This window comes from Pseudomonas sp. UFMG81 (genome assembly GCF_015354575.1).
Lineage (GTDB): Bacteria > Pseudomonadota > Gammaproteobacteria > Pseudomonadales > Pseudomonadaceae > Aquipseudomonas.
On the sequence record NZ_JACAFQ010000006.1, the window covers coordinates 153,717 to 180,628 of the forward strand.

25 protein-coding genes and 2 pseudogenes are annotated in these 26,912 nt (G+C 63.9%); 20 read left to right on the forward strand and 7 right to left on the reverse strand.

What is annotated here, in order from left to right; translation table 11 throughout:
- The first annotated feature begins 2 nt into the window (after positions 1-2).
- Entirely contained in the window at positions 3-590 is a 588-nt protein-coding gene (locus IX761_RS07015; protein WP_194788882.1) for a TetR/AcrR family transcriptional regulator, read from the forward strand.
- Positions 591-965: 375 nt separating this feature from the next.
- Positions 966-3,842: a KAP family P-loop NTPase fold protein gene (locus tag IX761_RS07020; protein ID WP_194788883.1), complete on the forward strand. Its 2,877-nt coding sequence runs from the start codon at positions 966-968 to the stop codon at positions 3,840-3,842.
- A 43-nt stretch (positions 3,843-3,885) separates the two neighbouring features.
- Here the strand turns inward: IX761_RS07020 and IX761_RS07025 are convergent, their stop codons facing one another.
- Positions 3,886-4,875 carry a bile acid:sodium symporter family protein gene (locus IX761_RS07025; RefSeq protein ID WP_194788884.1) on the reverse strand — a complete coding sequence of 330 codons (990 nt, stop codon included), beginning with the start codon at positions 4,873-4,875 and terminating at the stop codon, positions 3,886-3,888.
- Positions 4,876-5,006: 131 nt separating this feature from the next.
- On the opposite strand from IX761_RS07025, the gene ampC reads away from it, so the two are divergent.
- The 4 genes from ampC to IX761_RS07045 all read left to right on the forward strand — a co-directional run bounded on the left by ampC (position 5,007) and on the right by IX761_RS07045 (position 8,079).
- Entirely contained in the window at positions 5,007-6,146 is a 1,140-nt protein-coding gene (ampC, locus tag IX761_RS07030; RefSeq protein WP_194788885.1) for a class C beta-lactamase, read from the forward strand.
- Positions 6,147-6,148: 2 nt separating this feature from the next.
- Positions 6,149-6,772, forward strand: a complete 624-nt coding sequence (locus IX761_RS07035) for a glutathione S-transferase family protein (protein WP_194788886.1) — start codon at positions 6,149-6,151, stop codon at positions 6,770-6,772.
- A 309-nt stretch (positions 6,773-7,081) separates the two neighbouring features.
- On the forward strand, positions 7,082-7,414 hold the full coding sequence (locus IX761_RS07040) for a hypothetical protein (protein ID WP_194788887.1): 333 nt from the start codon (positions 7,082-7,084) through the stop codon (positions 7,412-7,414).
- Positions 7,415-7,656: 242 nt separating this feature from the next.
- A complete protein-coding gene (locus tag IX761_RS07045; RefSeq protein WP_194788888.1) occupies positions 7,657-8,079 on the forward strand; it encodes a group II truncated hemoglobin in 423 nt (140 codons plus the stop codon).
- Here IX761_RS07045 and IX761_RS07050 read toward each other — a convergent pair.
- Positions 8,070-8,375 (reverse strand): hypothetical protein, encoded by a 306-nt coding sequence (locus IX761_RS07050; RefSeq protein WP_194788889.1) that lies wholly within the window; start codon positions 8,373-8,375, stop codon positions 8,070-8,072. The genes IX761_RS07045 and IX761_RS07050 overlap by 10 nt on opposite strands.
- Positions 8,376-8,850: 475 nt before the next feature.
- Here IX761_RS07050 and IX761_RS27515 point away from each other — a divergent pair.
- Both IX761_RS27515 and IX761_RS27520 read left to right on the forward strand, forming a co-directional pair.
- A pseudogene (locus tag IX761_RS27515) lies at positions 8,851-9,279 on the forward strand (MCP four helix bundle domain-containing protein); the annotation flags it as partial.
- Between the two features lie 129 nt (positions 9,280-9,408).
- Positions 9,409-10,416, forward strand: a pseudogene (locus IX761_RS27520) (methyl-accepting chemotaxis protein); the annotation flags it as partial.
- Between the two features lie 119 nt (positions 10,417-10,535).
- On the opposite strand, the gene IX761_RS07060 reads toward IX761_RS27520, so the two are convergent.
- Positions 10,536-11,939, reverse strand: coding sequence for a purine-cytosine permease family protein (locus tag IX761_RS07060; RefSeq protein WP_194788891.1), 1,404 nt, complete (start codon positions 11,937-11,939; stop codon positions 10,536-10,538).
- A 317-nt stretch (positions 11,940-12,256) separates the two neighbouring features.
- On the opposite strand from IX761_RS07060, the gene IX761_RS07065 reads away from it, so the two are divergent.
- From IX761_RS07065 to IX761_RS07110, 10 genes are all read left to right on the forward strand, one after another.
- Complete coding sequence (locus tag IX761_RS07065) at positions 12,257-12,742, forward strand: flavin reductase family protein (protein WP_194788892.1); 486 nt, start codon at positions 12,257-12,259, stop codon at positions 12,740-12,742.
- 143 nt (positions 12,743-12,885) lie between these two features.
- Positions 12,886-13,926 (forward strand): LLM class flavin-dependent oxidoreductase, encoded by a 1,041-nt coding sequence (locus IX761_RS07070; RefSeq protein ID WP_194788893.1) that lies wholly within the window; start codon positions 12,886-12,888, stop codon positions 13,924-13,926.
- A gap of 319 nt (positions 13,927-14,245) precedes the next feature.
- Positions 14,246-14,842 (forward strand): amino acid synthesis family protein, encoded by a 597-nt coding sequence (locus tag IX761_RS07075; RefSeq protein WP_003256068.1) that lies wholly within the window; start codon positions 14,246-14,248, stop codon positions 14,840-14,842.
- A gap of 68 nt (positions 14,843-14,910) precedes the next feature.
- Positions 14,911-15,744, forward strand: a complete 834-nt coding sequence (locus IX761_RS07080; protein WP_194788894.1) for an alpha/beta fold hydrolase — start codon at positions 14,911-14,913, stop codon at positions 15,742-15,744.
- Complete coding sequence (locus IX761_RS07085) at positions 15,741-17,222, forward strand: aldehyde dehydrogenase (RefSeq protein ID WP_194788895.1); 1,482 nt, start codon at positions 15,741-15,743, stop codon at positions 17,220-17,222. Before IX761_RS07080 ends, IX761_RS07085 begins: the two co-directional genes overlap by 4 nt.
- A gap of 12 nt (positions 17,223-17,234) precedes the next feature.
- Positions 17,235-17,720, forward strand: coding sequence for a flavin reductase family protein (locus IX761_RS07090; protein ID WP_194788896.1), 486 nt, complete (start codon positions 17,235-17,237; stop codon positions 17,718-17,720).
- A 208-nt stretch (positions 17,721-17,928) separates the two neighbouring features.
- Positions 17,929-18,318 (forward strand): carboxymuconolactone decarboxylase family protein, encoded by a 390-nt coding sequence (locus IX761_RS07095; protein ID WP_194788897.1) that lies wholly within the window; start codon positions 17,929-17,931, stop codon positions 18,316-18,318.
- 88 nt (positions 18,319-18,406) lie between these two features.
- A complete protein-coding gene (locus tag IX761_RS07100) occupies positions 18,407-19,159 on the forward strand; it encodes a GntR family transcriptional regulator (protein ID WP_194788898.1) in 753 nt (250 codons plus the stop codon).
- Positions 19,160-19,161: 2 nt separating this feature from the next.
- Positions 19,162-19,725, forward strand: coding sequence for an NUDIX hydrolase (locus IX761_RS07105; protein WP_194788899.1), 564 nt, complete (start codon positions 19,162-19,164; stop codon positions 19,723-19,725).
- A 115-nt stretch (positions 19,726-19,840) separates the two neighbouring features.
- On the forward strand, positions 19,841-20,938 hold the full coding sequence (locus IX761_RS07110; RefSeq protein ID WP_194788900.1) for an alkene reductase: 1,098 nt from the start codon (positions 19,841-19,843) through the stop codon (positions 20,936-20,938).
- 195 nt (positions 20,939-21,133) lie between these two features.
- On the opposite strand, the gene IX761_RS07115 is transcribed toward IX761_RS07110, so the two are convergent.
- Genes IX761_RS07115 through IX761_RS07130 form a run of 4 tightly spaced genes read right to left on the reverse strand, consistent with a single transcriptional unit; the run spans position 21,134 to position 25,003 of the window.
- On the reverse strand, positions 21,134-22,048 hold the full coding sequence (locus IX761_RS07115) for a LysR family transcriptional regulator (protein ID WP_194788901.1): 915 nt from the start codon (positions 22,046-22,048) through the stop codon (positions 21,134-21,136).
- Between the two features lie 60 nt (positions 22,049-22,108).
- Positions 22,109-22,789, reverse strand: coding sequence for a TraX family protein (locus tag IX761_RS07120; RefSeq protein WP_194788902.1), 681 nt, complete (start codon positions 22,787-22,789; stop codon positions 22,109-22,111).
- Positions 22,790-22,792: 3 nt separating this feature from the next.
- On the reverse strand, positions 22,793-23,878 hold the full coding sequence (locus IX761_RS07125) for a metal-dependent hydrolase (RefSeq protein ID WP_194788903.1): 1,086 nt from the start codon (positions 23,876-23,878) through the stop codon (positions 22,793-22,795).
- 27 nt (positions 23,879-23,905) lie between these two features.
- Positions 23,906-25,003, reverse strand: coding sequence for a sugar diacid recognition domain-containing protein (locus IX761_RS07130; protein WP_194788904.1), 1,098 nt, complete (start codon positions 25,001-25,003; stop codon positions 23,906-23,908).
- Between the two features lie 155 nt (positions 25,004-25,158).
- Here IX761_RS07130 and IX761_RS07135 point away from each other — a divergent pair, with 155 nt between their 5' ends.
- On the forward strand, positions 25,159-26,487 hold the full coding sequence (locus IX761_RS07135) for an MFS transporter (RefSeq protein WP_194788905.1): 1,329 nt from the start codon (positions 25,159-25,161) through the stop codon (positions 26,485-26,487).
- Between the two features lie 213 nt (positions 26,488-26,700).
- On the forward strand, positions 26,701-26,912 hold a 212-nt coding region (locus tag IX761_RS07140), incomplete at its 3' end, for a transposase (protein WP_194788906.1).

A 26,912-nucleotide genomic window follows, 5' to 3' on the forward strand; every position in this document is an offset into this window, starting at 1 on the left:
CCATGCCCCCGGTCAATGCCGCAATGCGCTGTGCCAACTTCGAAGAGCGGCGTGACAGGGCCATGGCGCTGTTCGCCGAAAAGGGCTTCGGCCAGGTCAGCATGCGCGAGTTGGCGGCGCACGTGGGCCTGACCGCAGGCTCGCTGTACCACCACTTTCCGAGCAAGCAGGATTTGCTCTACGACCTGATCGAAGAGCTCTACGAAGAACTCCAGGCCACCCTCGACCAAGGCCGCAGGGCGTTGGCCAAGGGCAAGCCGGTACTGGCCTGCCTGATCGCCGCGCATTGGCAGTTGCACGGCGAGCGGCCGTTGCAGTTCCGCCTGGCCGAGCGTGACCTGTGCTGCCTGAGCGACACCCAGCAGGCGCGCCTGGCGCTGCTGCGCGAACGCTATGAGGCTGGCCTGCTGCGCCTGGTGGCGCCGCAGGCACGGCTGGCGGGTGCGGCATTGGCGGCCACCGGGCATGTGCTGGCGACCCTGCTCAACCAGCTGCCCGGCTTGTTGCGCGCGCGCCAGCTAGACGAAGCCCAGGGGCTGGCATTGATGGAGAGCCTGGTGCAGGGTGGGATCGAGCGCACCTTGGGCTAGTGCCCTGTCTCGGAAATAAGCTGTTCACTTTTGGCGGCGTCTTGGGCGCCCGGCCGGCGTTGCCACTCCTCGCCATAGCCCTGCTATGACTCGTCGCGGCGCCTTGGCCGAACTCCCAAGCCACTCGCCAAAAGAGAACGTATTTCCGAGACAGGACACTAGAAGTTGTCTCAAATCAGCGAGCAGCCATTTATGCCACCCGATAGGCTTTGACGGATACGTGGACCTGCAGCTTGATCGCACTTATCCAACAGTCATCTCCTTCCTGAAGCCGTTGTTTAAGGCCGCCACCCGCGGTGAGCCAACCACAGAAACCTGGCTAAGCTTCTGCCTGTGCGAAAGTGATTGAGTTGGCCTGAGGCAGGGGGAAGGCAGATGCCGGTGAACACGTGGCAAAGTTTCGCGCTCGACCCCTCTATTTCGGTGCAGATAGAGGCGCCTCCTGAAGCGGATGTCGTGTTTCTCCCTATCAGCAGTGACGGCCATCAAAGTCCGCTTAGCCAGCTCGTCCTTGACAGGCTCAATCTGCAAATCAAGCCCCCCCGCGCCCATGAGCTGAGGTCGGGGTACCATTTTCAGATGGAAGCTCAATGCCTGCTTTGTTTTCTTGTAACGGCGTCGAGCCTCCGTCCAGAGGCGACACTAAATGCCAATTTGACCAACGCGCTGGCCGATAGCACCTTGGCAGGCGCGCGCTCGCTTTGGCTGCCACTGCTGTGGACAGCTGACGCTGGACTCTCGCTTGCCATGTGCCTGAGTATCACTGTGGATTGCTTGAGGTCGAGTCACCTTGGCCTCTCTGGCGCGTTGAACGCGGTAATCAGCATCCCGCTTGACATCCCGCAATCTCAACAGGGCGCCCTCGCTGATGCAATAGGTGAGCTCAGCAAACCTGTGCAGGCACACGCCTCACTCTATGTTCCAGTTGATGAATCTGCAGCAACCTCAACCTCAGTTACCGAGCTTTTGGCCTATGCAATGGCGTTGGCACGCGTCCCCGTCAAGCCAAGGGAGCGACTCTCTACAACGTTGATCTTCTTTGCCCTCACCGAGAGCCAATCCGAGGAAGCGCCAGCTGCGCTCCGTGCGGACATGGATGCCGAACTTTTCAGCGCCGCCGTGCAGCTGTTGGCGGGTGATTCCTATGCCAGTCAAAGGTCCGCCTACTTCGGTTCGTCGCAGCGTGTTGCTGTTTCCAGTCAACCCCCAGCACAGCTCGAAGCCACTGCCAACGCAAAGGCTGTTCTGGATGAAGCGCACCGTCTGGCTAAAGGTATGACACAGGGCACCGTCCAGATCAGTCATCTTGTCCACGCGCTCCTGCACAGCAAAAAAGGTAATCTGCTGAAAATCCTGGAAGCCATGTCGATTGAGCCATTGAACGTGCTGAAAGAGTTCAATGATGCACGACGAGGCACAGTGGACACCCGGTTCACCAATGATGTTGCCGCTGATACCGATCGGCTGGGATATCAGACCTACGCTTCTGCGATCGCCGATTTTCTAACTAACGCCAAGACCCCAGCCCCCTTGAGTATCAGCATTCAGGCACCTTGGGGTGGGGGCAAATCTTCGCTCATGCAGTTGGTACGTGAAGCACTTGATCCACGGCTCAACAGAGAGCAACCCAACCCCTCTGTAGCAGGCGCGACAGCTGCTACGAGGTTGATCATTCGTAATGTCCTACAATTCCTTGAGCAGAAAGATAATTTCACGATCACACCAGATTCGCAGGTGCGAGGCAAAGGACCGACACGCTTATGGACCATTTGGTTCAACGCGTGGAAATACGATACTACCGAGCAAGTTTGGGCGGGGCTGGTGGATGCGATCGTTTCGCAGGTGGCCGAGCGTTTACCGCTGATCGAACGCGAGAAATTTCTGTTTAGGCTGCAAATGGCGCGCATCGACGATGGCATCGTGCGAAAACGCCTTTATGACAGAGTTATCAATGCGTGGTGGGTCAAAGTACGTGGCTGGACAATGGCGGGCGTTGCAGCGATTCTTTCTCTTTATGGTAGCGAGGCAGTGGCGCCCGTTTTACCCAAGCCGCTCCAGGACGCGATAAGTCAGTTCGGCAATACTGCAGCCGGGGTCACGCAGATTCTTCTCGGTGTTTACCTGATTGCCAACTATTTCACCAGCCGATCAAAAACACTGAACGAGCCTGCAACATTCAGTCTTGCTGAATACATACAGATACCCGACTATGCCAAGTCCGTCGGTGATATACACCAGGTTCATGCTGATCTCAAGCGCGTGCTGAATATAGTCCCCAAGCTGAAAAGCGACACAGAGCATTCGCCGCTGGTGATCTTCATTGACGATTTGGACCGCTGCTCTCCGAATAAGGTGGCCAGTGTCGTCGAGGGCGTCAGTATGTTGCTGGCCAGTGAGACCTACCGCTGTATGTTCGTCATTGGCATGGACCCTCAAATGGTTGCTGCAGCGCTGGAAAAGGCCCACGAAGACGTGAGACTGAAACTACCCAGGTATGAACGTGCCGTTCCACTAGGCTGGCGCTTCATGGATAAATTCATCCAGTTGCCGTTCACCATCCCTCCCTGTGAGGTCCGGCAATTTGATGGTTACATTGGGCATCTCATGACCCCCTTGCCGTCCGAGCCTGCCGTTACAGTAAACCGTGACGCGTCCGCCACATCTACGCCAAGCGAGCAAGCCCCGCTCACCAGTAACCGCAATGAAAAACAACCCGTTGCTTCTGTAAAGACTGAACCCGCGAGTTCAAAGGCCAATATCGAATTCATTGAAAGCCGTGAGGTGGGCGCAATAGTGCGCTTGACTGCCGCTTACGCTGTAGGGAACCCGCGGGAAATGAAACGCATGGTCAACCTCGTCCGCTTCTATCTGTCATTGCGCACCGCACGACGCAAAAGCGACCCTGCCTGGCGCTCGCCAGGTCAGGAGCAATATGCGCGCTGGGTCGCATTGACGTTGCGATGGCCCGATATGCTTCGCTGGCTGCAATGGGGGGCGGATGAGGCGCATTGGCCCCCTGCGGAGCTTGGTACTGCGCTGGTTGTTCGCAGATTGCGCGCCCTGGAGAACAATGCCGCCAAGTTCAATACTGCAGCGACATGGCGGCAGGCCTTGAGCCTGGACCTTGGTATCACGGTTGAGTCGGACAGCAGTTGGGGATTTGATCCCAAGCTATTCGAATTTTTCAAGGCCGAAGCACAGCTGGATAAAGGCAAACGCCTCTCAGATGCCGCATCCCGCGGCTTCTGGTAGGTTCGCCCCATCACCCCCACAAAAAGCAAGCCAGCTTAGCCGCCTAGCCCTCGGCCACCACCTCGGCTACGCGATCCCGCGCCGCGAAGCGCTGCGCCAGCACCGCGCAGACCATCAGCTGGATCTGGTGGAACAGCATCAGCGGCAGGATCATCGCCCCGATACCGCTGCCCACGAACAGCACCTGGGCCATCGGCACACCGGTGGCCAGGCTCTTCTTCGAGCCGGCGAACAGGATGGTGATGCGGTCCTCCACGCTGAACCCCAGCACCCGCCCGAGCAGCCGAGTGCCCAACAGCACCACCGCCAGCAAAATCCCACACACGGCGAACAACCCGGCCAGGTGCTGGGGCGACACGGTGTGCCACAGCCCGGTGACCACCGCCTCGCTGAACGCGGTATACACCACCAGCAAAATCGAGCCCTGGTCGACCAGCTTCAACCAACGGGCATTGCGCTTGACCCAGGCGCCGATCCAGCGACGCGCAACCTGCCCGGCCACGAACGGCACCAGCAGTTGCAGGGTGATCTTCAACACCGCGTCCAGCCCCGAACCGGTGTCACCGGAAGCGCCCAGCAGCATCATCACTAGCAACGGCGTAAGGAAGATCCCCAGCAGGCTCGACGCCGCCGCACTGCAGATGGCAGCCGGCACATTGCCACGGGCCAGCGAGGTGAAGGCGATGGCCGACTGCACGGTGGCCGGCAAGGCGCACAGGTACAGCACGCCCAGGTACAGCTCGTTGCCCACCAGCGGCACGAACAGCGGCTTGAACGCCATGCCCAGCAGCGGGAACAGCACGAAGGTGCAGGAAAACACCAGCAGGTGCAGGCGCCAGTGCCCGGCACCGGCGATGATCGCCTCGCGCGACAGCTTGGCGCCATGCAAGAAGAACAACAGGCCGATGGCAAGGTTGGTCAGCCAGCCGAACAGCACGGCGCCCTCGCCGGAGCACGGCAGCACGGTGGCAATGAACACCACGGCCAGCAATGCCAGGGTGAAGTTGTCGAACAGCATGCGCAAATACTTCATTACGGAATTCGCCTTGTCATTGTGCAAGACCGAACGATAAGGTCTCGAACCTTGCGATGCTAACGCTGGAAACCCTCCCGGTGTCGCGCAACGGACACCGCCTCCCGCCCCTGACAAGGAATGCCCCCACGATGACTCGCCCCAACCCCTTGCTGCTGGCCGCCACCCTGGCAGTCGTGGCCCCGCCGCTGCTGGCCGACGACCTGCAAACCCGTGTCGATGACATCATCCAGCCGCTGATGCACGAACACGCTATCCCCGGCATGGCCGTGGCGGTGTACGCCAATGGCCAGTCGCACTACTTCAGCTATGGCGTGGCGGACAAGGCCAACGGTCAGGCCGTCACCCCCGACACCCTGTTCGAGGTCGGCTCGGTGAGCAAGACCTTCACCGCCACCCTCGCCGCCCTGGCCAGCGCCGAAGGCAAGCTCGACCTGCATGCCCCCGCCAGCCGCTACCAGCCGGCCCTGGCCAACACCTCGATCGGCAGCGCCAGCGTGCTGGAGCTTGGGGCCTACAGCGGCGATTGCCTGCCTTTGCAGTTCCCAGATGAGGTGCAAACGCCCGAACAGACCCTGGCCTGGTTCAAGCACTGGCAACGCCGCACCGAGCATGGCACGCAACGCTGCTATTCGAACCCGAGCCTGGGCCTGTTCGGCGACCTCGCCGCCCGCGCGCAGCAGCGCCCGTTCGCCGAGCTGATGACCCAGGAGCTGCTGCCGCGCATGGGCCTCACGCACACCTACCTGGACGTTCCTGCCAAGGCGCGCGGGCTTTACGCCCAAGGCTACGATGCCGCCGACAAACCCGTGCGGGTCAGCCCGGGCCCCTATGCCGATGAAGCCTACGGCATCAAGACCAGCGCCAGTGACTTGCTGCGCTTCGTGCAGTTGCAGGTGCAACCCGCCAAGCTGGACCCCACCCTGCGCGAGGCCATCGCCATTACCCAGTCCGGCTACTTCCAGGTGGGCGCGATGACCCAGGGCCTGGGCTGGGAGCGCTACCCTTACCCGGCTACCCTGGACACCTTGCTGGCCGGCAACGGCGCCAAGATGATCCGCGAACCCCAGGCCACTCGCGCCCTGGTGCCGGCGCTGCCCGCCCAGCCTGCCGCCTGGTACAACAAGACCGGCGCCACCAGTGGCTTTGGCGCCTACGTCGCCTTCGTGCCCTCCCAGCAACTGGGCATCGTCCTACTGGCCAACCGCAACTACCCCAACGAGGAACGCGTGCGCGCCGCGCAGCGCATCCTCTCCAGCCTGGAGCAGTGAACATGTTGAAGATTCTCGGCAAGGCCTCGTCGATCAATGTGCGCAAGGTGCTGTGGACCTGTGCCGAACTCAACCTGCCCTACCAGCGCGAGGACTGGGGCAGTGGTTTCCAGGCCACCGACGCTCCCGCATTCCTGGCCTTGAACCCCAACGCCATGGTCCCGGTGATCGTCGATGGCGACTTCGTGCTGTGGGAGTCCAACAGCATCCTGCGCTACCTGGTCAACCAGTACGACGGCGGCCACCTCTACCCCGCGGCACCCCGCGCCCGCGCCGCCGTGGACCAGTGGCTGGACTGGCAGGCCACCGACCTCAACGACGCCTGGCGCTACCCGTTCATGTCGCTGGTACGCCAGTCGCCTGCCCATCAGGACCCGGCGCTGCTGGCCGCCAGCAGCGCGCTGTGGACCGCCAGGATGGGCCTGCTGGAACAGCGCCTGCAAAGCACCGGCGCTTTCGTCGCAGGTAGCGCTTTCAGCTTGGCCGACGTGGTCATCGGCCTGTCGCTCAACCGCTGGCGTCGTACACCACTGGAGCACCCGTCGATGCCGGCCCTGGACGCCTACCACGCGCGCCTGAGCCTACGGCCGGGCTTCCTGGCGCACGGCGATAACGGCATCGCCTGACGATCTAAAGCAAGATTGTCCGACAAGATGTAGTGCTAAAAAATTTTCACTACAAATGTATTGACGCCCTTCCCAAGCCTTGGGCATGATGAGGCCGTCTCCCCGATCGGGAGCGGTGGCAAGGGTGTTCCAGACGGTCTGCGCGGTAACGCAGGCCGTCCGTGGAGAGGGAAACTGCCCAGAAGGCAGCGTGAGAAAGCCCCTGTTGCGATGCTGCTGTAGCAGCTTTGGTTAGTGCGCTACATCTGGTGGCGCCGAATGTGAACTTCACAACGAACTTCACCAACGAATAAGAGTAATGGGGGCTTTATGATGAACTTGAACAACAATCCAACCATCGACCAACTGGCCCAGCTGTTCGCCGCGCGCAAGGACAGCCTTGACGACCACCTGCTGTGGGTCAGCCAGTCCGGCGAGGTCCGCCTGGACCGCCTGCCGCCGAACACGGTCGAAGATGAATTCGAATCGCACATGCCCAGCATGCGCGCCCGCTTCAAGGTCTACCGCCGTGGCCAGGGCTACGTTGGCAAGAAGGCCGCCGCCGACACCGGTTTTGTCGGCCGCGTACTGCAGACCCTGCAACAAGAATGGCCCGGCGCCCGCGAGCGTCAGGCAATCAAGGTGATCGACACGCTGAACTGATACGGCAGCCGATCTACTCTTTGTTCAGCCCGGCCCGCAAAGGCCGGGCTTTTTCATGCCAGCTAGTGTCCTGTCTCGGAAATAAGCTGTTCACTTTTGGCGGCGTCTTGGGCGCCCGGCCGGCGTTGCCCTGCTATGACTCGTCGCGGCGCCTTGGCCGAACTCCCAAGCCACTCGCCAAAAGAGAACGTATTTCCGAAACAGGACACTAGAATGCCCGCCCCTCGATCCTGGAGCAGCTGATGAACGCCCCCACCTACGGCACCGGCGACGCCTCTTACCAGGCCGCCGGTGGCATCGACGGCCTGCGCCGGCTGGTCGACGACTTCTACCGCCTGATGGACGAGACGCCCGCCGCTGCCAGCCTGCGGCGCATGCACCCGGACGACCTGAGCGGGTCACGGGACAAGCTGGCGTGCTTTCTCAGTGGTTGGTTGGGTGGGCCACGCCTGTACAGCGAGCGCTACGGTTCGATCGCCATCCCGTCGTTCCATGCACAGTGGCCGATTGATGACAGCCACAGCGCCCTATGGCTGGGTTGCATGGCTGCGGCCATTGCCTTGCAACCCTGGCCTGCGGACTTTGCCGACTACCTGCTGCGCCAGTTGCGAGTGCCCGCCGAACGTATCGTGCAGGCCAGCCGCAACCGTCACCCTCAAGCCTGAAGCCGCTGCGGCGCCTGGCTTGGCAACGGCAAGGCGCCGGTGGCCAGGGCACGGGCCCGGTCCACGCCCCAGACCAGCGCGCGGGTCATGGTTTCGCCGGGGCGCGCGGGGTAGTACTCCTCCAGCAGCGCCTGGCCATCGCGGGCATACAGGCCGAGGAACAGCTGCGTCGCGCCAAGACGCGACAGGCGCACCTGCACGTCGAAGTGGGTGCCGTCGCTCAGCGCTTCTTCGTGGCTGCGGCTGTGCAATTGTGCGTCGGCCCACTGCCAGTAGGTTTCTTCCCTGATACGCATTGAGGGCGGTGCTCCATTGAGTGGAATGTGCGCGCAAGGGAAGCACAGTTGCTGGCGAGCGGCGAGCGCGATTCTTCAATGCCATGCGTAGGGTCAAGGAATGCTGAGAAATGGGTTCGGGTGCAGTGCAGATAAACCAATGAGCACTGAATGCCCCGGCGTTTAGTGGAGACCATGCCCCGCCAAACAAGCAAAACCTGGCAATTTAGTCAGATAATGACGGACTGACAGCATATGTCGTTACATTGAATGACTGGTCAATGATAATGGCCATGTGACATCATTGGTGCCAAAAATACATCGAGAAGGTGAGGAACACACTAACCCGCAGCGCATCAAGAGCCTGGCGATACCGCCGAACCGGCCCTCCCGACCATGCCCTTGACGCCTGCACGCCTCAGTCAAGGAGCATTCGATGCAATTACGGAATATGAAGATCGGCCTGCGCGCAGCCAGCGTGTTTGCGCTGCTGGGCATGCTGGTCCTGGCCATGGGCCTGCTCGCGCTCTACGAAACCCGCCAGATGGACCGCGCCACCGACGAAATCCGCATCACCTGGATGCCAGCCGTCATCGCCCTCAACGACATCAGCACCAACCTCGGCCGCGTCCGCGCGATCACCCTGCGCGCCACCCTGGACGCTGACAGCGGCGAACGTGAACGCAACATCACCTTGCTCAAGGGCATCAACACCGAGCTGCAGCAAGGGTTGCAGGACTACGAGGCAACCATCATCGCCGCCGACGACCGTGCCCTGTTCACCACCTTCACCAGCGCCTACCAGCACTATCACGACCTGCAGCAGCAAGTGCTGCGGGACATCGCTGGTGGCCGCGACAACGAAGCCAGGCAGCAGATCACCGGCCCCCTCGCCCAACACGCCGACACCATGATGAAAGGCATGGGTGCGTTGATCGCCTACAACGGCAAAGGCGCCGAAGACGCCTCGCAACGCAGCAGCGACGTGGCCGACGAAGCCTTCAGCGTCATCATCGCCTCACTGTTGATCATCCTCCTCGCCCTGATCGCCATCGCCACCCTGCTCACCCGCAGCATCGTCGTGCCGCTGGCCGATGCCGTGGCCGTGGCCGAGCGCGTCGCCACCGGCGACCTGACCCGCGACATCGTGGTCAGCGGCCGTGACGAGCCCGCCCAGCTGTTGCGTGCCCTGGCCGACATGCAACAGAGCCTGCGTGACACATTGCGCCGGATCGCCGCGGCGTCCGACCAGCTGGCGTCGGCGTCCGAGGAGCTGCACACCGTCACCGAGGACACCAGCCGTGGCCTGCACCAGCAGAGCGCCGAAATCGACCAGGCAGCCACCGCGGTCAACCAGATGACCGCTGCCGTCGAAGAGGTGGCCAACAACGCGGTGAGCACCGCCGATGCATCGAAGGGCGCCGACCAGACCACCCGCGATGGTCGCGACCAGGTCAACCAGGCGCTCAACTCGATCCAGCACCTGGTGGACGATGTCACCGGTACTTCGCAAGAGATCGAACAACTGGCCAGCAACGCCAACGAAATCAGCCGGGTGCTCGACGTGATCGGCGCGATCGCCGGGCAGACCAACCTGCTGGCACTCAACGCCGCCATCGAGGCGGCGCGTGCCGGCGAGGCCGGCCGTGGTTTCGCCGTGGTCGCCGACGAAGTGCGCGCCCTGGCCCACCGCACCCAGCAGTCCACCGCCGAGATCGAGCAGATGATCGGCGGCATCCAGACCGGCACCGAGCGCGCCGTCAGCGCCATGCACAGCAGCCAGGGGCGCGCCAGCGGTACGCTCGAGGTGGCCCAGTCGGCCGGCCAGGCGCTGGAGCTGATTGCCGAGGCCATCGCGTCGATCAACCAGCGCAACCTGGTGATCGCCAGCGCCTCCGAACAGCAGGCGCAGGTGGCGCGCGAGGTGGACCGCAACCTGGTGAACATCCGCGACCTGGCGATGCAGACGTCCGCCGGCGCCAACCAGACCAGCGCGGCGGCCCAGGACCTGTCGCGCCTGGCGGTGGAACTGAACGGCATGGTGGCGCAGTTCAAGGTTTGATCTGAAGCCTGATCGTTGGCAAAAGCATCGCGGGGCAAGCCCGCTCCCACGTACCTGAACTCAAGGGCGTGGGAGCGGGCTTGCCCCGCGATGGTTTCAGCTGGAGTAAAGGCTAAAGGTCAGTCATTCACCCCAACCACCCGCCCCGCCTTCACCGGCTTGCTGCGCGTCGCCAGGCAGTAATACAGCGGCACGGTCACCAGCAGCCCGAACAGCCACGACAGGTCTGCCCCTTCGACGATGTTCGAGTACGGCCCGACATACAGCGAGGTGTTGGCAAATGGCAGCTGCACCAGGATGCCGCAGGCGTAAGCAATGATCGCGTGGTGGTTGAAGCGCCCATAGATACCGCCATCGGCGCTGAAGATCGACGCGATGTCGTACTCGCCCTTCTTGATCAGGTAGAAGTCCACCAGGTTGATCGAGGCCCACGGCACCAGCACCAGCAGCAACGCCAGGATCAACCCGATGAACTCGCCGATGAAGTCGGCCGAGGCGTTGAGCGCGACCATGCCGCACGCCACCAGGATGATCGAGGCCAGCACCACGCGCACCTTGATGCTGGGGGTCCACTGGGCGGCGAAGGTCTGGATCGCGGTGACGATCGACAGCACCGCGCCGTACAGGTTGAGGGCGTTGTGGCTGATGATGTTGAGCAGGAACAGCACCATCAGGATCGGCCCCAGCCAGCCCGTGGCCTGCTTGACCGCAGCCATGGCGTCGGTGCCCTCCGGCACGCACAGCACCGCCACCGCACCGAAGCTGAAGCACAGGATGGTGCCGAGGGTAGCGCCGAAGTAGGTGGCCCAGAACGGCTTGGCGATGCCGATTTCACGGGGCAGGTAGCGCGAGTAGTCGGAGGTGTACGGCGAGAAGCTGATCTGCCAGATGGTGCCCAGCGACACGGTGGCGACAAAGCCCGACAGGTTGAACGCGCCACGGCTGTAGAAGTCGGCCGGCAGCTCCTGGACGAACATCATGATGAAACCGGCCAACAACGCAGAGCCCATCACCCAGGTGCCGATGCGGTTCAGGGTATGGATGAAGCGGTAGCCGATCACACCGATGGCGGTGGCGCTCAAGGCGCCGATGACGATGGCGCTGGGCATCGGCACGCTGGGGGCGATGCCGTGGATCGACTTGCCGGCCAGGACGATGTTGGAGATGAAGAAGCCGACGTAGATCAACGCGGTGAAGAACACGATCAGCAGCGCGCCGTAGCGGCCGAACTGGCCACGGCTCTGCACCATCTGCGGGATGCCCAGCTGCGGTCCCTGCGCAGAGGCCAGGGCGATCACCACGCCCCCCAGCAGATGCCCCAGCACGATGGCAACCAGGCCCCACAGCAGGTTCAGGTGGAACACCTGCACCACCATCGCCCCGGTGACGATGGGCAGTGGCGCGATGTTGGTACTGAACCAGAGGGTGAACAGGTCGCGCGCCTTCCCATGGCGCTCGGCAGGTGGAACGTAATCGACCGTGTGATTCTCGACAAACTGGTGTTGCGACGACGGTTGGGACATAGGTTTTCAGCTCGAAAGGTCGTTTTTTATCTTTGTATGGAAACCGCTCGGGGCGGCCTCTCAGCTGCGGACCATATTATGGTATTCCAAACTTTTGACAACACTGCACCGCGCTTTTTCGGCGCATCTGAGCTGCTTGACGCCCCACCCTGGCGCACGCTGTTTGGCGCGGAACCCAATGAATACGGGGTTTTAACCGTTCATCGCGTTCTGCCTGCGCCGGAAAATTCCGCTTGCAAAATAGGTATTACGGTATACCATCAGACACATCAACGATAAAAACCGCGGACCACCGCAGCCCTTCCGAGGTACACGAGATGATCGACGCAACTGTCTACAAGCACGTCCTGGGCTCCTTCCCGTCCGGCGTTACCGTCATCACCACCCTGGACGACGACGGCTCGATCGTCGGCCTCACCGCCAGCGCCTTCTCCTCCCTGTCCATGGACCCGCCGCTGGTGCTGTTCTGCCCCAACTACAGCTCCGACTCCTACCCCGTACTGATCAACAACAAGCGCTTCGCCATTCACCTGCTCTCCGGTGAGCAGCAGGCCGAGGCGTATGCCTTCGCCAAGAAAGGCAAGGACAAGGCCGCCGGTATCGAGTGGACCTTGAGCGAACTGGGCAACCCGATCCTGGCCGGCGCCACCGCCGTCATCGAGTGCGAACTGTGGCGCGAATACGAAGGTGGCGACCACGCGATCATGGTCGGCAAGGTGCACAACCTGATCGTGCCGCAAGAGGCACCCCGCCCGATGGTCTACTGCCGCGGCAAGATGGCCAGCCTGCCGGCGTTTGCCTGAAAGCTACAGTCTGACGCAAGACCCTGTGGGAGCGGGCTTGCCCCGCGATCAACGATCGTTGCCGGCGCCATCAAGCGCGCGGCCTGCATCGCGGGGCAAGCCCGCTCCCACATCGACAACAACAAGCTCCGAGGAAAAACCCCATGAAATTTTCGTTGTTCGTGCACATGGAACGTTGGGATGAACAGGTCAGCCACCGCCAGCTGTTCGAAGACCTGACCGAGCTGACCCTGATGGCCGAAGACGGCGGGTTCAGCACCGTGTGGATCGGCGAACACCACGCCATGGAGTACACCATCTCGCCGAGCCCGATGCCGCTGTTGGCCTACCTCGCCGCGCGCACCGAGAAGATCCGCCTGGGCGCCGGCACCATCATCGCGCCGTTCTGGAACCCGATCCGAGTGGCCGGCGAATGCGCCCTGCTCGACGTGATCAGCAACGGCCGCATGGAAGTGGGCCTGGCCCGCGGCGCCTACCAGTTCGAATTCGACCGCATGGCCAATGGCATGCCGGCCACCGACGGCGGCAAGGCCCTGCGCGAGATGGTGCCGGTGGTGCGCAAGCTGTGGGAAGGCGACTACGCCCATGAAGGCGAGGTCTACAAGTTCCCCACCTCCACCAGCGTGCCGAAGCCGTTCAACGCCACCCCGCCGATGTGGATCGCCGCCCGCGACCCGGACTCGCACAACTTCGCCGTGGCCAATGGCTGCAACGTGATGGTCACCCCGCTGATGAAGGGTGATGAAGAAGTGTTGGACCTGAAGAACAAGTTCCAGGCCGCCCTGGACAACAACCCCGGCGTGCCGCGCCCGCAACTGATGGTGCTGCGCCACACCCATGTGCACAGCCCGGCCGAGCCCGAGGGCTGGAAAGTCGGCGCCCAGGCCATCTCGCGCTTCTACCGCACCTTCGACGCCTGGTTCGGCAACAAGACCACCCCGGTCAACGGCTTCCTCGAGCCCAGCCCGGAGTCGAAGTTCGCCGAAGTACCGGCCTTCCAGCTGGAGAACATCCGCAAGAACACCATGATCGGCACCCCTGAAGAGATCATTGCGCGGATCAAGTACTACCAGGAACTGGGTGTCGACGAGTTCAGCTTCTGGTGCGACAACAGCCTGCCCCACGCAGAGAAAAAGAAGTCGCTGGAGCTGTTCATCAACGAAGTGGTGCCGGCCTTCGCCTGAATTCCCTTTGCCTGATTGATTGCGGGAACAGCCCGCTCCCGTGGACCCAAGCGGCCCGCGCGAGCGGGCTTTTTTTGAGCCTGTACCGGCCTCTTCGCGGGCAAGCCCGCTCCCACAGGACCCTATGGCCTTCAGGCCTGCGCCGTACCTGTGGGAGCGGGCTTGCCCGCGAAGAGGCCAGTATAGACACCAGAAAACTCAAGGCATCAAGCCACCTTTCGTCCCCTCACAAGAGAAATTTCAAGCCGCCTCTTGCACATCAAATATTATGGTATACCATCAGACAACAAGAGCTGATAACCCTAACCAGGAGCCCCCCATGAGTTTCGAAATCCGCAAGATCGTCACCTACTCCGAAGAGACCCGCATCGAAGGCGGCAAGGCCACCGACAAACCGGTGACCATGGTCGGCCTGGCCGTGGTGATCAAGAACCCATGGGCCGGTCGCGGTTTCGTTGAAGACCTCAAGCCGGAAATCCGCGCCAACTGCTCCGAGCTGGGCGCGTTGATGGTCGAGCGCCTGACTGCCGCCATCGGCGGTGCCGACAAGATCGAGGCCTACGGCAAAGCGGCCGTGGTCGGTGCCGATGGCGAGATCGAGCACGCCTCGGCCGTCATCCACACCCTGCGCTTCGGCAACCATTACCGCGAAGCCGTACAGGCCAAGAGCTACCTGAGCTTCACCAACAAGCGCGGTGGCCCAGGCACCTCGATCCAGATCCCGATGATGCAAAAGGACGACGAAGGCCTGCGTTCGCACTACATCACCCTGGAAATGCAGATCGAAGACGCCCCCCGCGCCGACGAGATCGTCGTGGTACTCGGCGCCGCCGACGGCGGCCGCCTGCACCCGCGCATCGGCAACCGCTACATCGACCTGGAAGAACTGGCTGCCGAAAAAGCCAACGCTCAATAACAACAACCAAGACGGGCCTGGGCGTGGCGAGCATACCCGCCACGCCCGACCTTCAAGGAGCGCCCTCCATGATTCAGCCTGTCGCTGAACGTACACCGGCCGGCACCAGCTACCTGGTCCAAGGCCAGGGCCAACCCGTGGTGCTGATCCACGGCGTGGGCCTGAACAAGGAAATGTGGGGCGGGCAGATCGTGGGCCTGGCCAACGACTACCGCGTCATCACCTACGACATGCTCGGCCATGGCCAGAGCCGCGTGCCCGCCGCCAATACCCCGCTGGAAGGCTACGCCGAACAACTGAACGAGCTGCTCGACCACCTGCAGATACCTCAAGCCACCGTGATCGGCTTCTCCATGGGTGGCCTGGTGGCCCGCGCCTTCGCGCTCAACTACCCACAGCGCCTGGCCGCGCTGGTGGTGCTCAACAGCGTGTTCAACCGCACCCCCGAGCAAAGCGCCGGGGTCATCGCCCGTGCCGCGCAAGCCTTCGAACAAGGCCCCGACGCCAACGTCGACGCCGCCCTCGACCGCTGGTTCAGCCGCGAATACAAGGCCGCCAACCCAGCGCAGGTCGCCGCCATCCGCCAGATCCTGGCGAGCAACGACCCGCAGGGCTATCACACCACTTACGCACTGTTCGCCACCCAGGACATGTACCGCGAGGCTGACCTGGGCAGCATCCAGGTACCCACCCTGGTCGCCACCGGCGAACTCGATGCCGGCTCCACCCCGGCCATGACCCGCCAGCTCGCCGCGCGTATTCCCGGCGCGCAGAGCGTGGTGCTGGCCGATCAACGGCACATGATGCCGGTGGAAGCACCGCGCGAAGTCAACAAGATGCTGCTGGACTTCCTCAGGCAGGCCCGCACCCTCACCGAATCCGCCAAGGGGATAGTTGCATGACCCTCGTTCGTTTCCAGATGTGCATCGACGGCCAGTGGCGCGATGCCCAGAGCGGCAAGACCTTCGACAGCCTCGACCCGGCCACCGCCAAGGCCTGGGCGCAACTGCCCGACGCCGATGAAGCCGATGTGGAGCTGGCCGTGCAGGCAGCCCAGCGCGCCTTCGAAAGCAAGGCGTGGCGTGGCCTCACCGCCACCGCCCGAGGCAAGCTGCTGCGCCGCCTGGGTGACCTGATCGCCGAGAACAAAGAGCACCTGGCCCAGCTGGAGAGCCGCGACAACGGCAAGCTGATCCGCGAGACCCGCGGCCAGGTCGGCTACCTGCCGGAGTTCTTCCACTACACCGCAGGCCTGGCCGACAAGCTCGAAGGCGGCACCCTGCCGTTGGACAAGCCCGACCTGTTCGCCTACACCGTGCACGAACCGATCGGCGTGGTGGCCGGGATCATCCCGTGGAACAGCCCGCTGTACCTCACCGCGATCAAGCTGGCCCCGGCCCTGGCCGCGGGTAACACCATCGTGCTCAAACCGTCCGAGCATGCCTCGGCAACCCTGCTCGAACTGGCCCGCCTGGCGCTCGAAGCGGGCTTCCCGGCGGGCGTGGTGAACGTGGTCACAGGCTTCGGTCCAAGCACCGGCGCCGCCCTCACCCGCCACCCGCTGGTGCGCAAGATCGCCTTCACCGGCGGCGCCGCCACCGCTCGCCACGTGGTGCGCAGCAGCGCCGAGAACTTCGCCAAGCTGTCGCTGGAGCTGGGCGGTAAGTCGCCGAACATCATCTTCGCCGACGCCGACCTGGACAGCGCCATCAACGGCGCCGTCGCCGGCATCTATGCCGCCTCCGGGCAGAGCTGCGTGGCAGGTTCGCGCCTGCTGGTGCAGGACGAGATCTTCGACGAATTCGTCGAGCGCCTGATCGCCCGCGCCAAGAGCATCCGCATCGGCAACCCGCAGGACGACAGCAGCGAGATGGGCCCGATCGCCACCGCCCAGCAGTTGGCCGTGATCGAAGGCCTGGTGGCCGCGGCCAAGGCCGAAGGCGCCACCCTGCGCATGGGCGGCAAGCGCGCCGAGGTCGAAGGTGACGGCTGGTTCTACGAACCGACCCTGTTCGAATGCGACAGCAATTCGATGACCATCATGCAGGAAGAAGTGTTCGGCCCGGTTGCCGCGGTGATCCGCTTCAAGACCGAGGAAGAAGCCCTGGCGATGGCCAACGACTCGCAGTTCGGCCTGGCCGCCGGCATCTGGACCCGTGACCTTGGCCGTGCCCACCGCCTGGCCCGTGACGTGCGTTCGGGGATCATCTGGGTCAACACCTACCGCGCCGTATCGGCCATGGCCCCCATCGGCGGTTTCAAGAACAGCGGCTACGGCCGCGAGAGCGGCATCGATTCGGTGCTCGCCTATACCGAGCTGAAGACGGTGTGGATCAACCTCTCCACCGCGCCCATGCCCGACCCGTTCGTGATGCGCTAGGAGGAACACGAGATGATCGAACCCGGCATCTACAAAGACGTGATGGGCTCGTTCCCGTCCGGTGTCACCGTGGTCACCACGCTGGATGCCGACGGCGGCATCGTCGGCATCACCGCCAGCGCCTTCAGCGCGCTGTCGATCGAGCCGGCGCTGGTGCTGTTCTGCCCCAACTACGCCTCCGACACCTACCCGATCCTGCGCGACAGCAAGCAGTTCGCCATCCACCTGTTGTCCGCCGACCAGACCGCCGAGGCCTATGCCTTCGCCGGCAAGGGCAAGGACAAGGCCAAGGGCATCGACTGGCAGTTGAGCGAACTGGGTAACCCGCTGCTGAGCAAGGCCACGGCGATCATCGAGTGCGAACTGTGGCGCGAGTACGACGGCGGTGACCACGCGATCATCGTCGGCGCGGTGAAGAACCTGGTGTTGCCCGCCGACCCGGTGACCCCGATGGTCTACCACAAGGGCAAGCTCGGCGCGCTGCCGCCGCTGGGCTGATGCCTGGTCGGGAATCGGCGTGGGCCTTTTCGCGGGCAAGCCCGCTCCCACAGGTACTGCACAAGAATCGCAGTCCATCAGAATCCTGTGGGAGCGGGCTTGCCCGCGAAGAAGCCCACGCCGATGCCACAGTTTCCGGGGGCCGCGCATACCCCCTCACCTTCGGTTGCGGCCCCCATTTTTATTCCACGTTCAAGGACCTCGGCAGATGAGCAACGAAAAGTACGAGAAAGGCCTGCAGATCCGCACCCAGGTGCTCGGCGAAGACTACGTCAACCGCTCGCTGCAGAACGCCGACGACTTCACCAAGCCGCTCCAGGAGCTGGTCACCGAGTACTGCTGGGGCCATGTCTGGGGCCGCGACGGTTTGTCGCTCAAAGAGCGCAGCATGATAAACTTGGCCATGATTTCCGCGCTCAACCGCCCCCATGAACTCAAGCTGCACATCCGCGGCGCCTTGCGTAATGGCCTGAGCCGTGAACAGATTCGCGAGATCCTGCTTCAAGTCGGCATTTACTGCGGCGTACCCGCGGCGGTGGACAGTTTCCGCCTGGCCCGCGAGGCGTTCGCCGAAGCCGACGCAGAAGCGACCCGTTAACAACGGGCTGTGTGAACCACTGCAAGGAGTGCCCCGGTTCAAGGCACTCCGCGATGTTGGCGCAACAGCCTCATAAAGAGCGCACCTGATGAAACGCCAGCCACTCGACGACAGCTTCAAGGTCAACCGCAACCCCGTCACCCTCCGTGAAATCGTGCTCGACAAACTGCGCAGCGCGATCATGAACTTCCACCTGCTGCCGGGCGATCGCCTGGTCGAGCGCGATCTGTGCGACCGCCTGGGCGTGAGCCGCACCTCGGTGCGCGAGGCGCTGCGCCATCTCGAATCCGAAGGCCTGGTCGAATTCGCCGACGCCAAGGGCCCGCGGGTAGCCATCATCACCCTGGAAGACGCCCGCGACATCTACGAGCTGCGCTGCGTGCTCGAAGGGCTGATCGTCCAGCTGTTCACCCTCAACGCCAAGACCAAGGACATCCGCGCCCTGGAGCGTGCGCTGGAAGTCAACCGCGAAGCGCTCGAGGAAGGCGAACTGGCCCAGGTGCTGGACTCGGTACAGGGCTTCTACGACGTGCTGCTGGAAGGCTCCGGCAACCAGGTCGCGGCCCAGCAGTTGCGCCAGTTGCAGGCGCGCATCAGCTACCTGCGCGCCACCTCGGTGTCGCAAGAGAACCGCCGTGGCGCCAGCAATCGCGAGATGGAAAAGATCGTCGAGGCGATCAAGAGCGGCGACCCGCAAGCCGCCCACCAGGCCTCGGTCGACCACGTGCGCGCCGCTGCGAAAGTGGCACTGGACTACCTGCGCCAGAAGCAGGACGACAACGCCAAGGTCCGCGAAATCGTCGCCCCCCTGCCCCTCAAGGACCCTCGCATAGGCCGCTGACCATGCCCACCGCCCCGCGCTACTGCCCGCACTGCACCACGGAACTGGCCCGGGGCGTCCCCACAGGCGACACCCACGAACGCCTGCACTGCACCGGCTGCGGCTACATCCACTACATCAACCCGAAGATCATCGCCGGCTGCATCATCGAGCGCGACGGCAAGTACCTGCTGTGCCAGCGCGCCATCCCGCCGCGGCCAGGAACCTGGACCCTGCCCGCAGGGTTCATGGAAGCGGGCGAAACCACCGAGCAGGCGGCGTTGCGCGAGGTGTGGGAGGAAAGTGGCGTGCGTGGCGAGATCGTTTCACCGTACTCGATCTTCAGCGTGCCCACGATCAGCGAGGTGTATATCATCTTCCGCGCCATCGCCACCGAGGAGACCGGGGAGTTCGGGCCCGAAACGCTGGCCTACCGGTTCTTCGAACCTGACCAGATTCCCTGGGACGAGATCTACTACCCGGCCATCCGGCAGATCCTCGAGCGCTACATCCTCGAACGCCAAGCCGGGGTCTACGGGATCTACATGGGCAATGACGATACCGGCAAGGTGCATTTCATCCGCTGAGTGAGTTCGGGCCAAACCGTCATTGGGGAGCGCTGCGCCGGGCTACCGGTCCCCCCATTCCCCAATGCTCCCGGTATCGTGCGCACCATCGAAACTCACTTGCGATGGAACCCCGATGACCCTGTTCACCCCCCTCAAGCTCGGCCCGCTGACCCTGCCCAATCGCGTCTTCATGGCCCCCCTCACCCGCCTGCGCAGCCTGGAGCCGGGCGACGTTCCGACACCGCTGATGGCCGAGTACTACGGCCAGCGCGCCAGCGCCGGGCTGATCATCAGCGAAGCCACGCAGATCTCGTTCCAGGCCAAGGGCTATTCCGGCTCGCCGGGCATCCACACCGCCGAGCAGATCGCCGGTTGGCGCCAGGTCAACGACGCCATCCATGCCGGTGGCGGGCACAGCGCGGTGCAGGTCTGGCACACCGGGCGCATCTCGCATACCTCGCTGCAGCCAGGCGGCGACGCGCCGGTGGCGCCCTCCGCATTGCCGGCCAATGCGCGCACCACGCTACGTGACGAAAGCAGCCAGCTCATCCGCGTCGATACCTCGACCCCGCGTGCGCTGAGCGAAGCCGAGATTGCCGGTATCGTTGCCGATTTCGGCCAGGCGGCGGTCAATGCCCGTGAAGCGGGCTTCGATTTCATCGAGCTGCACGCCGCCCATGGCTACCTGCTGCATCAATTCCTCACCCCCAGCGCCAACACCCGCGAGGACCGTTACGGCGGCAGCATCGAAAATCGCGCGCGCATCGTGCTCGAAGCGGTGGACGCCGCCATCGCCCAGTGGAGCGCCGAGCGCGTGGGTATCCGGATTTTCCCGCTGGGCGGCTTCAATGGCATCGACAACGGCGAAGACCAGGAAGCGGCTGGCCTGTACTTGATTGGCGAGTTGGCCAAACGCAACCTGGCCTACCTGCACCTATCCGAGCCGGACTGGGCCGGTGGCAAGCCGCTGCGCGATGAATTCCGCCAGGCGATCCGCGCGGCCTACCCAGGCGTGATCGTCGCCGCAGGCGCCTACACCGCCGAGAAAGCCGAAGACTTGCTGGCGCGGGGCCTGATCGACGCGGTGGCCTTCGGCCGGGCGTTCATCGCCAACCCCGACCTGGTCGAGCGCTTGCAGCAGCAGGCGCCGTTGAACGAACACCGTGCGCAGTTCGACTATGCCAACGGGGCCGAGGGGTATACCGACTACCCGTTCCTGAAACAGGCGTAGCTTGCACGGGCCCCTCGCGGGTCAAGTAGCAGCGGCGCACCGCCGCCCACCCTAAAGTTTGCACGTCACCTGTAGGAGCGGCCTTGTGTCGCGAAAGGACCGCAAAGCGGTCCCCGGATATCAGCGTCGCCACAGCAATCGCCGGGGCTGCTGCGCCCCCTTTCCGACCGGTCCGGCGCCCCGGCAAGGCCGCTCCTACAGGACCTCCCAAGGCACACCGGCCTGCCAGCTTTCGACCAGCAGGTCGATGAACCCGCGCACCCGCGGCGACAAATGCCGCTTGCTCGGGTACACGATGCGAATCGGGTCGGCCGGCGGCCGGTACTCGTGCAACACCTCGACCAGCGTCCCGCCGCGCAGGTCATCGCCGGTGATGTAGGTCGGCAGGTGGATCAGCCCAAACCCCGCCCGTGCCCCTTCGAGCATCGCCTCGGAGTTGTCGATGTTCAGCCGCCCCGGTTCCTCGCACAGGTGCAGCCCGGCATCGGTGCGAAAGCGCCACGGGCTGGATTTCTCACCGACCAGGAAGGCGATCTTGTCATGCCCGTAAAGGTCGGCCGGCACCTGCGGCGTGCCGTGGCGATGCAGGTAGTCGGGCGAGGCACAGGTGACGAACTGCTGCCAGGCCACGGTACGGGTCAATAACTGCGAATCCTCTTTCGGCGCGCCGATGCGCACCGCCACGTCGATGCCCTCCTCGACCAGGTCGACGAAGCGGTCGGTAAAGCGGATATCGGCGCGCAGCTCAGGCCACTGTTTGAGGTAGCGGTCGAGGATCGGCAGCACATGGCGCTGGCCGAACGACAGCGGCGCAGTCAGGCGCAAGGTGCCGGTAGGTTGGCCCCGGCGCTGGGCCATGGCGGTCTCGACTTCGTCGAGGTCGTCGAGGATCTGCCGCCAGCGCTCGAACGCCACCAGCCCCTCGTCGGTCAGGCTCAGCTTGCGCGTGGTGCGGTTGAACAGGCGCACCGCCATGCGCGCCTCCAGCCGCGCGATACTCTTGCCCACGGCCGAGCGGGTCAGGCCCAGGCTGGCTGCGGCCGCGGTGAAACTACCTGCCTTGGCGGTACTGACGAAGGCGGCGATATCGCCGAAGCGGTTGGGTTCCATGGTGTATTCCCGAACAAGACCAGGGCTGCTAGATGGGTGCTGATCGGCCAATTGCAAGGTTCAGCCGAACGCTTGCAGAGCTTTGATCGCCAGCAGGTGCAAGGGATAGAACGCGTAGCCCCAGCGGCCCACCGCCGGCACTGGCCTGTGGTTCTGGCGCAGGAGCCAGGCGCCGAGCGCAATGCTTAATACGGCGCTGGCCAGCACCAGCAGAGTAAAGGGCGCCAGCAGATGTTCGCGCAGCCAGCTGTTGGTCAGATTACCGGCCATCGCCAGCAACGCGGGCAGCAACCAGCACACCCCACCCCGGCCGCGGGCAATCAACAACGCCGCCGGTAGCAGCACGCCAGGCACGCCATACATCAGCTGCGTACTGTACAGCGTGGCCAGCAACGCAGCCCCAAGCCCAGCCAGACGCACCAGCCATGACGGCGACTGCACGCCCCAGGCAACCAGCACGCCCAGGGTCAGGGTCGGCATCACGCTGAAGGTCTGCGAGCCAGGGTCGAGCCAGCGGTATGGGGCTTCGGACAGCACCGTGAACACCAGCATCCACCCCAGATAGCGAGCACCGCTGCCGCCACGCCCGACATTCACCGCAATGGCCAGGCAAAACAACGGGAACGCCAGCCGGCCCACCACGAACAAACCATCGGCCGTCGGCCACAGGTAGCGCAGGTGGTCGGCAACCATGGTCAGGATCGCCAGCCACTTCACCAGGTCCAGCCCGGCCGAGCGCATCGCTCAGCGCCCGGCCTCGGCGGCCTGGCCGATGGACTGCGACGTCCAGGCCGCCAGCGGCAATGGCGGCTGCTGATCGAAGATGCGCCGCCAGATCAAGCTCAACTTGGCGCCATCGAACAGCGAAGCGGCGCCGCCACCGATCCAGCCCCTGGGCTGAATCACCTGCCACTGCCCGGCACGGTCACGCTGGGCCATCTGGAAGCGGAAGCTGTAGTTGCCCGGGATGCCCATGCGCAGGTCGGTGACCACCAGAGCATCGCCGACCACGTCGTAGCGCAGCCAGTCGTCAGTGAACCAGCGCAGGCGCTCGTGCAAAGGCACCCCGGCCAGCACCTTGCCGACGTCCAGGTTACGCGACTGGCGCAGCATCTCTGGCGGCTCATGGTCGAACGCGCCGCTCACGCCCTCGTAGTAAGCACCGTCCGGGGTTTTCGCCAACATCCGCCAGACCAGGCTGTTGAACGCCATCGGCACGGCACGCACCTCGGTCACGGCGATGCCTTGTTGTTCCAGCGCCAGGTGAAAGCGCTGCTCGGCGGCCATTCGCCCCGCCAGGCCGAAGCCCAGGTAAGCGCTGCTGAACGCCAGCGCCAGGCTCAACATGCCGATCGCCCTGCCCTTCAGGCCTTTGAACGCCGCATACAGCACCGCCAGCAACAACGGCACGGTGTATACCGGGTCGATGATGAACACCGCCGCCCAGCTCTGTGGCGTGGGCTGCCAGGGCCAGAACAACTGGGTGCCATACACGGTGAACGCATCGAGCAGCGGATGGGTGACCAGCACCAGCCAGAACGCCAGGAACAACCGTGGCCAGCGGTAGCCCTTCTGCGGCCAATACCTGTGGCCCAGCCAGGCGACCGCCCAGGCCAGTACCCAGGCAAGGCCGGTGAGGACCAACAGCGAATGGGAGAAGCCCCGGTGGTAGGTCATCTGCGACACCGGGTCGGCGTAGCGGATCAACACGTCGAGGTCTGGCAAGGTGGCCAGGGCGGCGCCGTACATCAACGAGCGGCGCCCCTGGATGCGGCCCAGCACGGTGCCCTGCAGGGCGGCGCCGAGTACGGCTTGGGTCAATGAGTCCAATGCACATCTCCATGAAAAACGCGGGGCTCAGTCAGCGGGTATCAGTTGCAGGCCCAGGTAAAGGCTGAGCATCCCCTCCAGGCGCAGCGGATCGACCTCGCCCAGCTCGGCGATGCGCTCCAACCGGTAGCGCAGGCTGTTGCGATGAATGCCCAACGCATCGGCGCACGCCTGGCTCTGCCCGTCGTGGGCGCACCAGGCGCGCAAGGTAGCCAGCAACTGACCACTGGCATCCTTGGCACGGATGCGTTGCAGCGGCTCGAGCAGTTCGTCCAGGGCATCGTCATTGCGGTGTCGCCACAGCAACGCCGGCAGCCGGTAGCGGGCCAGCGACAGCAGGCGCTGTGCCGGTAGCACCTCGCGCCCATAAGCCAGCAGGTCGCGCACCCGCCGGTAGCCACGGCGCAGCTGCTCCAGGCTCTGCGCCGGGCTGCCCAGGGCCAGGCGCTCGACCGCCCAACCATGGCGTTGCAAGCGCTCCAGCAGGCGGGGCTCATCCAGCACCGCACTGGCCGGGCGGCACCATAGCAGTGACTGGCGCGCGGGGCTGACGCACCAACTGTCGGGGTAGCGGCTCATCAGCCAGGCCGCCAGCGCTTCGGCGGGTGGGCCGGCTTGCAGTTCGAACAGGCAGGGAATACGCGGCAGGTTGGGCTTGAGGCCCAGTTGCTGAGCTTCGTCGACCAGCCGTGGCGAGTCGCCGGAGCCGCCGAGCAGTAGCGCCAGCAGGTCATCGCAGCGCTGCCGACGCCACTGCTGCTCCACCTGCAAGTGGCGTTGGGCCAGGAGCATCTCGGCGGTCATGCGCACCAGCTCGCCATAGGTGCGTAGCTGTTGCGGGTCGCCGGTCAACCCCAGCACGCCGATCAGCCGGCCATCGAGCATCAGCGGCAGGTTGACCCCCGGCTGCACACCTTTCAGGCACTTGGCGGCGTCGCTATCGAGTTCGACGATGCGCCCATTGGCCAGCACCAGTTGCGCACCTTCGTGTCGCGTATTGATACGCTCGGGTTCGCCGCTGCCCAGGATCAGCCCCTGGCTGTCCATCACGTTGACGTTGCACGGCAGGATGGCCATCGCCCGGTCGACGATGTCCTGGGCCAGATCATGGTCCAGCTCGAACATTGAGAAGGTCCTTCGGGTTTGGTCGGCGGCACAGCACCCCGTGCCCAAGGCTGTGCAAAAGCACAAAGACAGTCGCGCCACAGTCCCCGAGACTCGTCGGGGCGAGCGCCGGAACAGGCGACGCGGCGACAACCATAACAAAAGAGAACCCGATCATGGCACACAGCTCAGCCCCTGACCAAGGCAACGACATCACCCGCAATGCGCTGTACCGGCGCATCACCCTGCGGCTGATCCCGTTCATTTTCATCTGCTACCTGTTCAACTACCTCGACCGCGTCAACGTCGGCTTCGCCAAGCTGCAGATGCTCGACGCGCTGAAGTTCAGCGAAACCGTGTACGGCCTGGGCGCCGGTATCTTCTTCATCGGCTACGTGCTCTGCGGCCTGCCCAGCAACCTGGCGCTCAACCGCTTCGGCCCACGGCGCTGGATCGCGCTGATGATGATCGCCTGGGGCAGCTTGTCCACCTGCCTGCTGTTCGTCACCACCCCCACCGAGTTCTACACCCTGCGCCTGCTCACCGGCGCCGCCGAGGCGGGCTTCTTCCCCGGTGTGGTGCTGTACCTCTCGCGCTGGTTCCCGGCGGCCCGCCGCGGGCGGATCATGGCCCTGTTCATGTCGGCGATCCCGGTTTCGGGCCTGCTTGGCGGGCCGTTCTCCGGCTGGATCCTGCAGCACTTTGCCGCAGGCCAGGGTGGCCTGGCCGGTTGGCAGTGGATGTTCCTGATCCAGGGCCTGCCGACCGTGGCACTGGGCGCGCTGGCCATCGTGCTGCTCAGTGACGGCTACCAGAAAGCCGCCTGGCTGAGCCCGGCCGAATGTCAGCTGATCGAAGCGGACCTGGCCGCCGACGCCGCAGGCAAACCTGCCACCAGCGGTGACAGCGTGCTGGCGGTGCTGACCAACCCGCTGATCTGGACCTTCGGTTTCGTCTATTTCTGCATCCAGAGCGGCGTGTACGCGATCAACTTCTGGCTGCCGTCGATCATCAAGAACATGGGCTTCGACAACCCGCTGCTGATCGGCTGGCTGAGCGCCATCCCGTATCTGCTGGCCGGGGTATTCATGATCCTGGTCGGGCGCTCGGCGGACCTGCGCAACGAGCGGCGCTGGCACTTGGTGGTGCCGATGCTGATGGGGGCGCTGGGGCTACTGATCGCGGTCAACTTCGCCGCGCAGCCAACCATCGCCATCCTGGGGCTGTCGATCGCCACCATGGGTGCGCTGACCGGGTTGCCGATGTTCTGGCCGATGCCCACGGCGTTGCTCACTGCAGGCACCGCCGTGGCGGGGCTGGCGATCATCAACTCGGTGGGGCAGATGGCGGGGTTCCTCAGCCCGTACCTGGTGGGGTTCATCAAGGACCAGACGGGCTCGACCGATGCGGCGTTGTATGCGTTGGCGGGGTTGATCGTGATCGGGAGTGTGGTGGCGTTGCGGGTTTCGCGTTCCGGTAGTACTGCGCTCGCCAGCGTACGGTGAAAGCGACTAGGTCGAGGTCGAGGTCGAGGTCGAGGTCGAGCAGTTAGGGTGTGGGTGTTGGTATTGGGTGAATATCCATTGGCGAGGGTGACGCTCATTCACCTTTCCGCCCTTACGGCGGCCTACTTTTTTCTTGGAAAAAGTAGGCATGGGCCTGTCCCCTGACAACGGACGCCAAGAAGCGATACTTACATCGTTCTCTTGGAGGTCGCCATGTACCCACGTACTCGCCGCAACTACACCGATGAGTTCAAAACGCAAGCCGTAGCTCTAGCCGAAAGCGTTGGCAGAACTGAAGCTGCACGTCAGCTTGAGATGTCCGTCAAAACGCTCGACAACTGGGTTGATGCTACGCGTAAAGGCCTGCCGCTGAGCTCTCCCGAGCGTAAAACCATCACCAAGGAAGACAGCGAACTAGCGCGGTT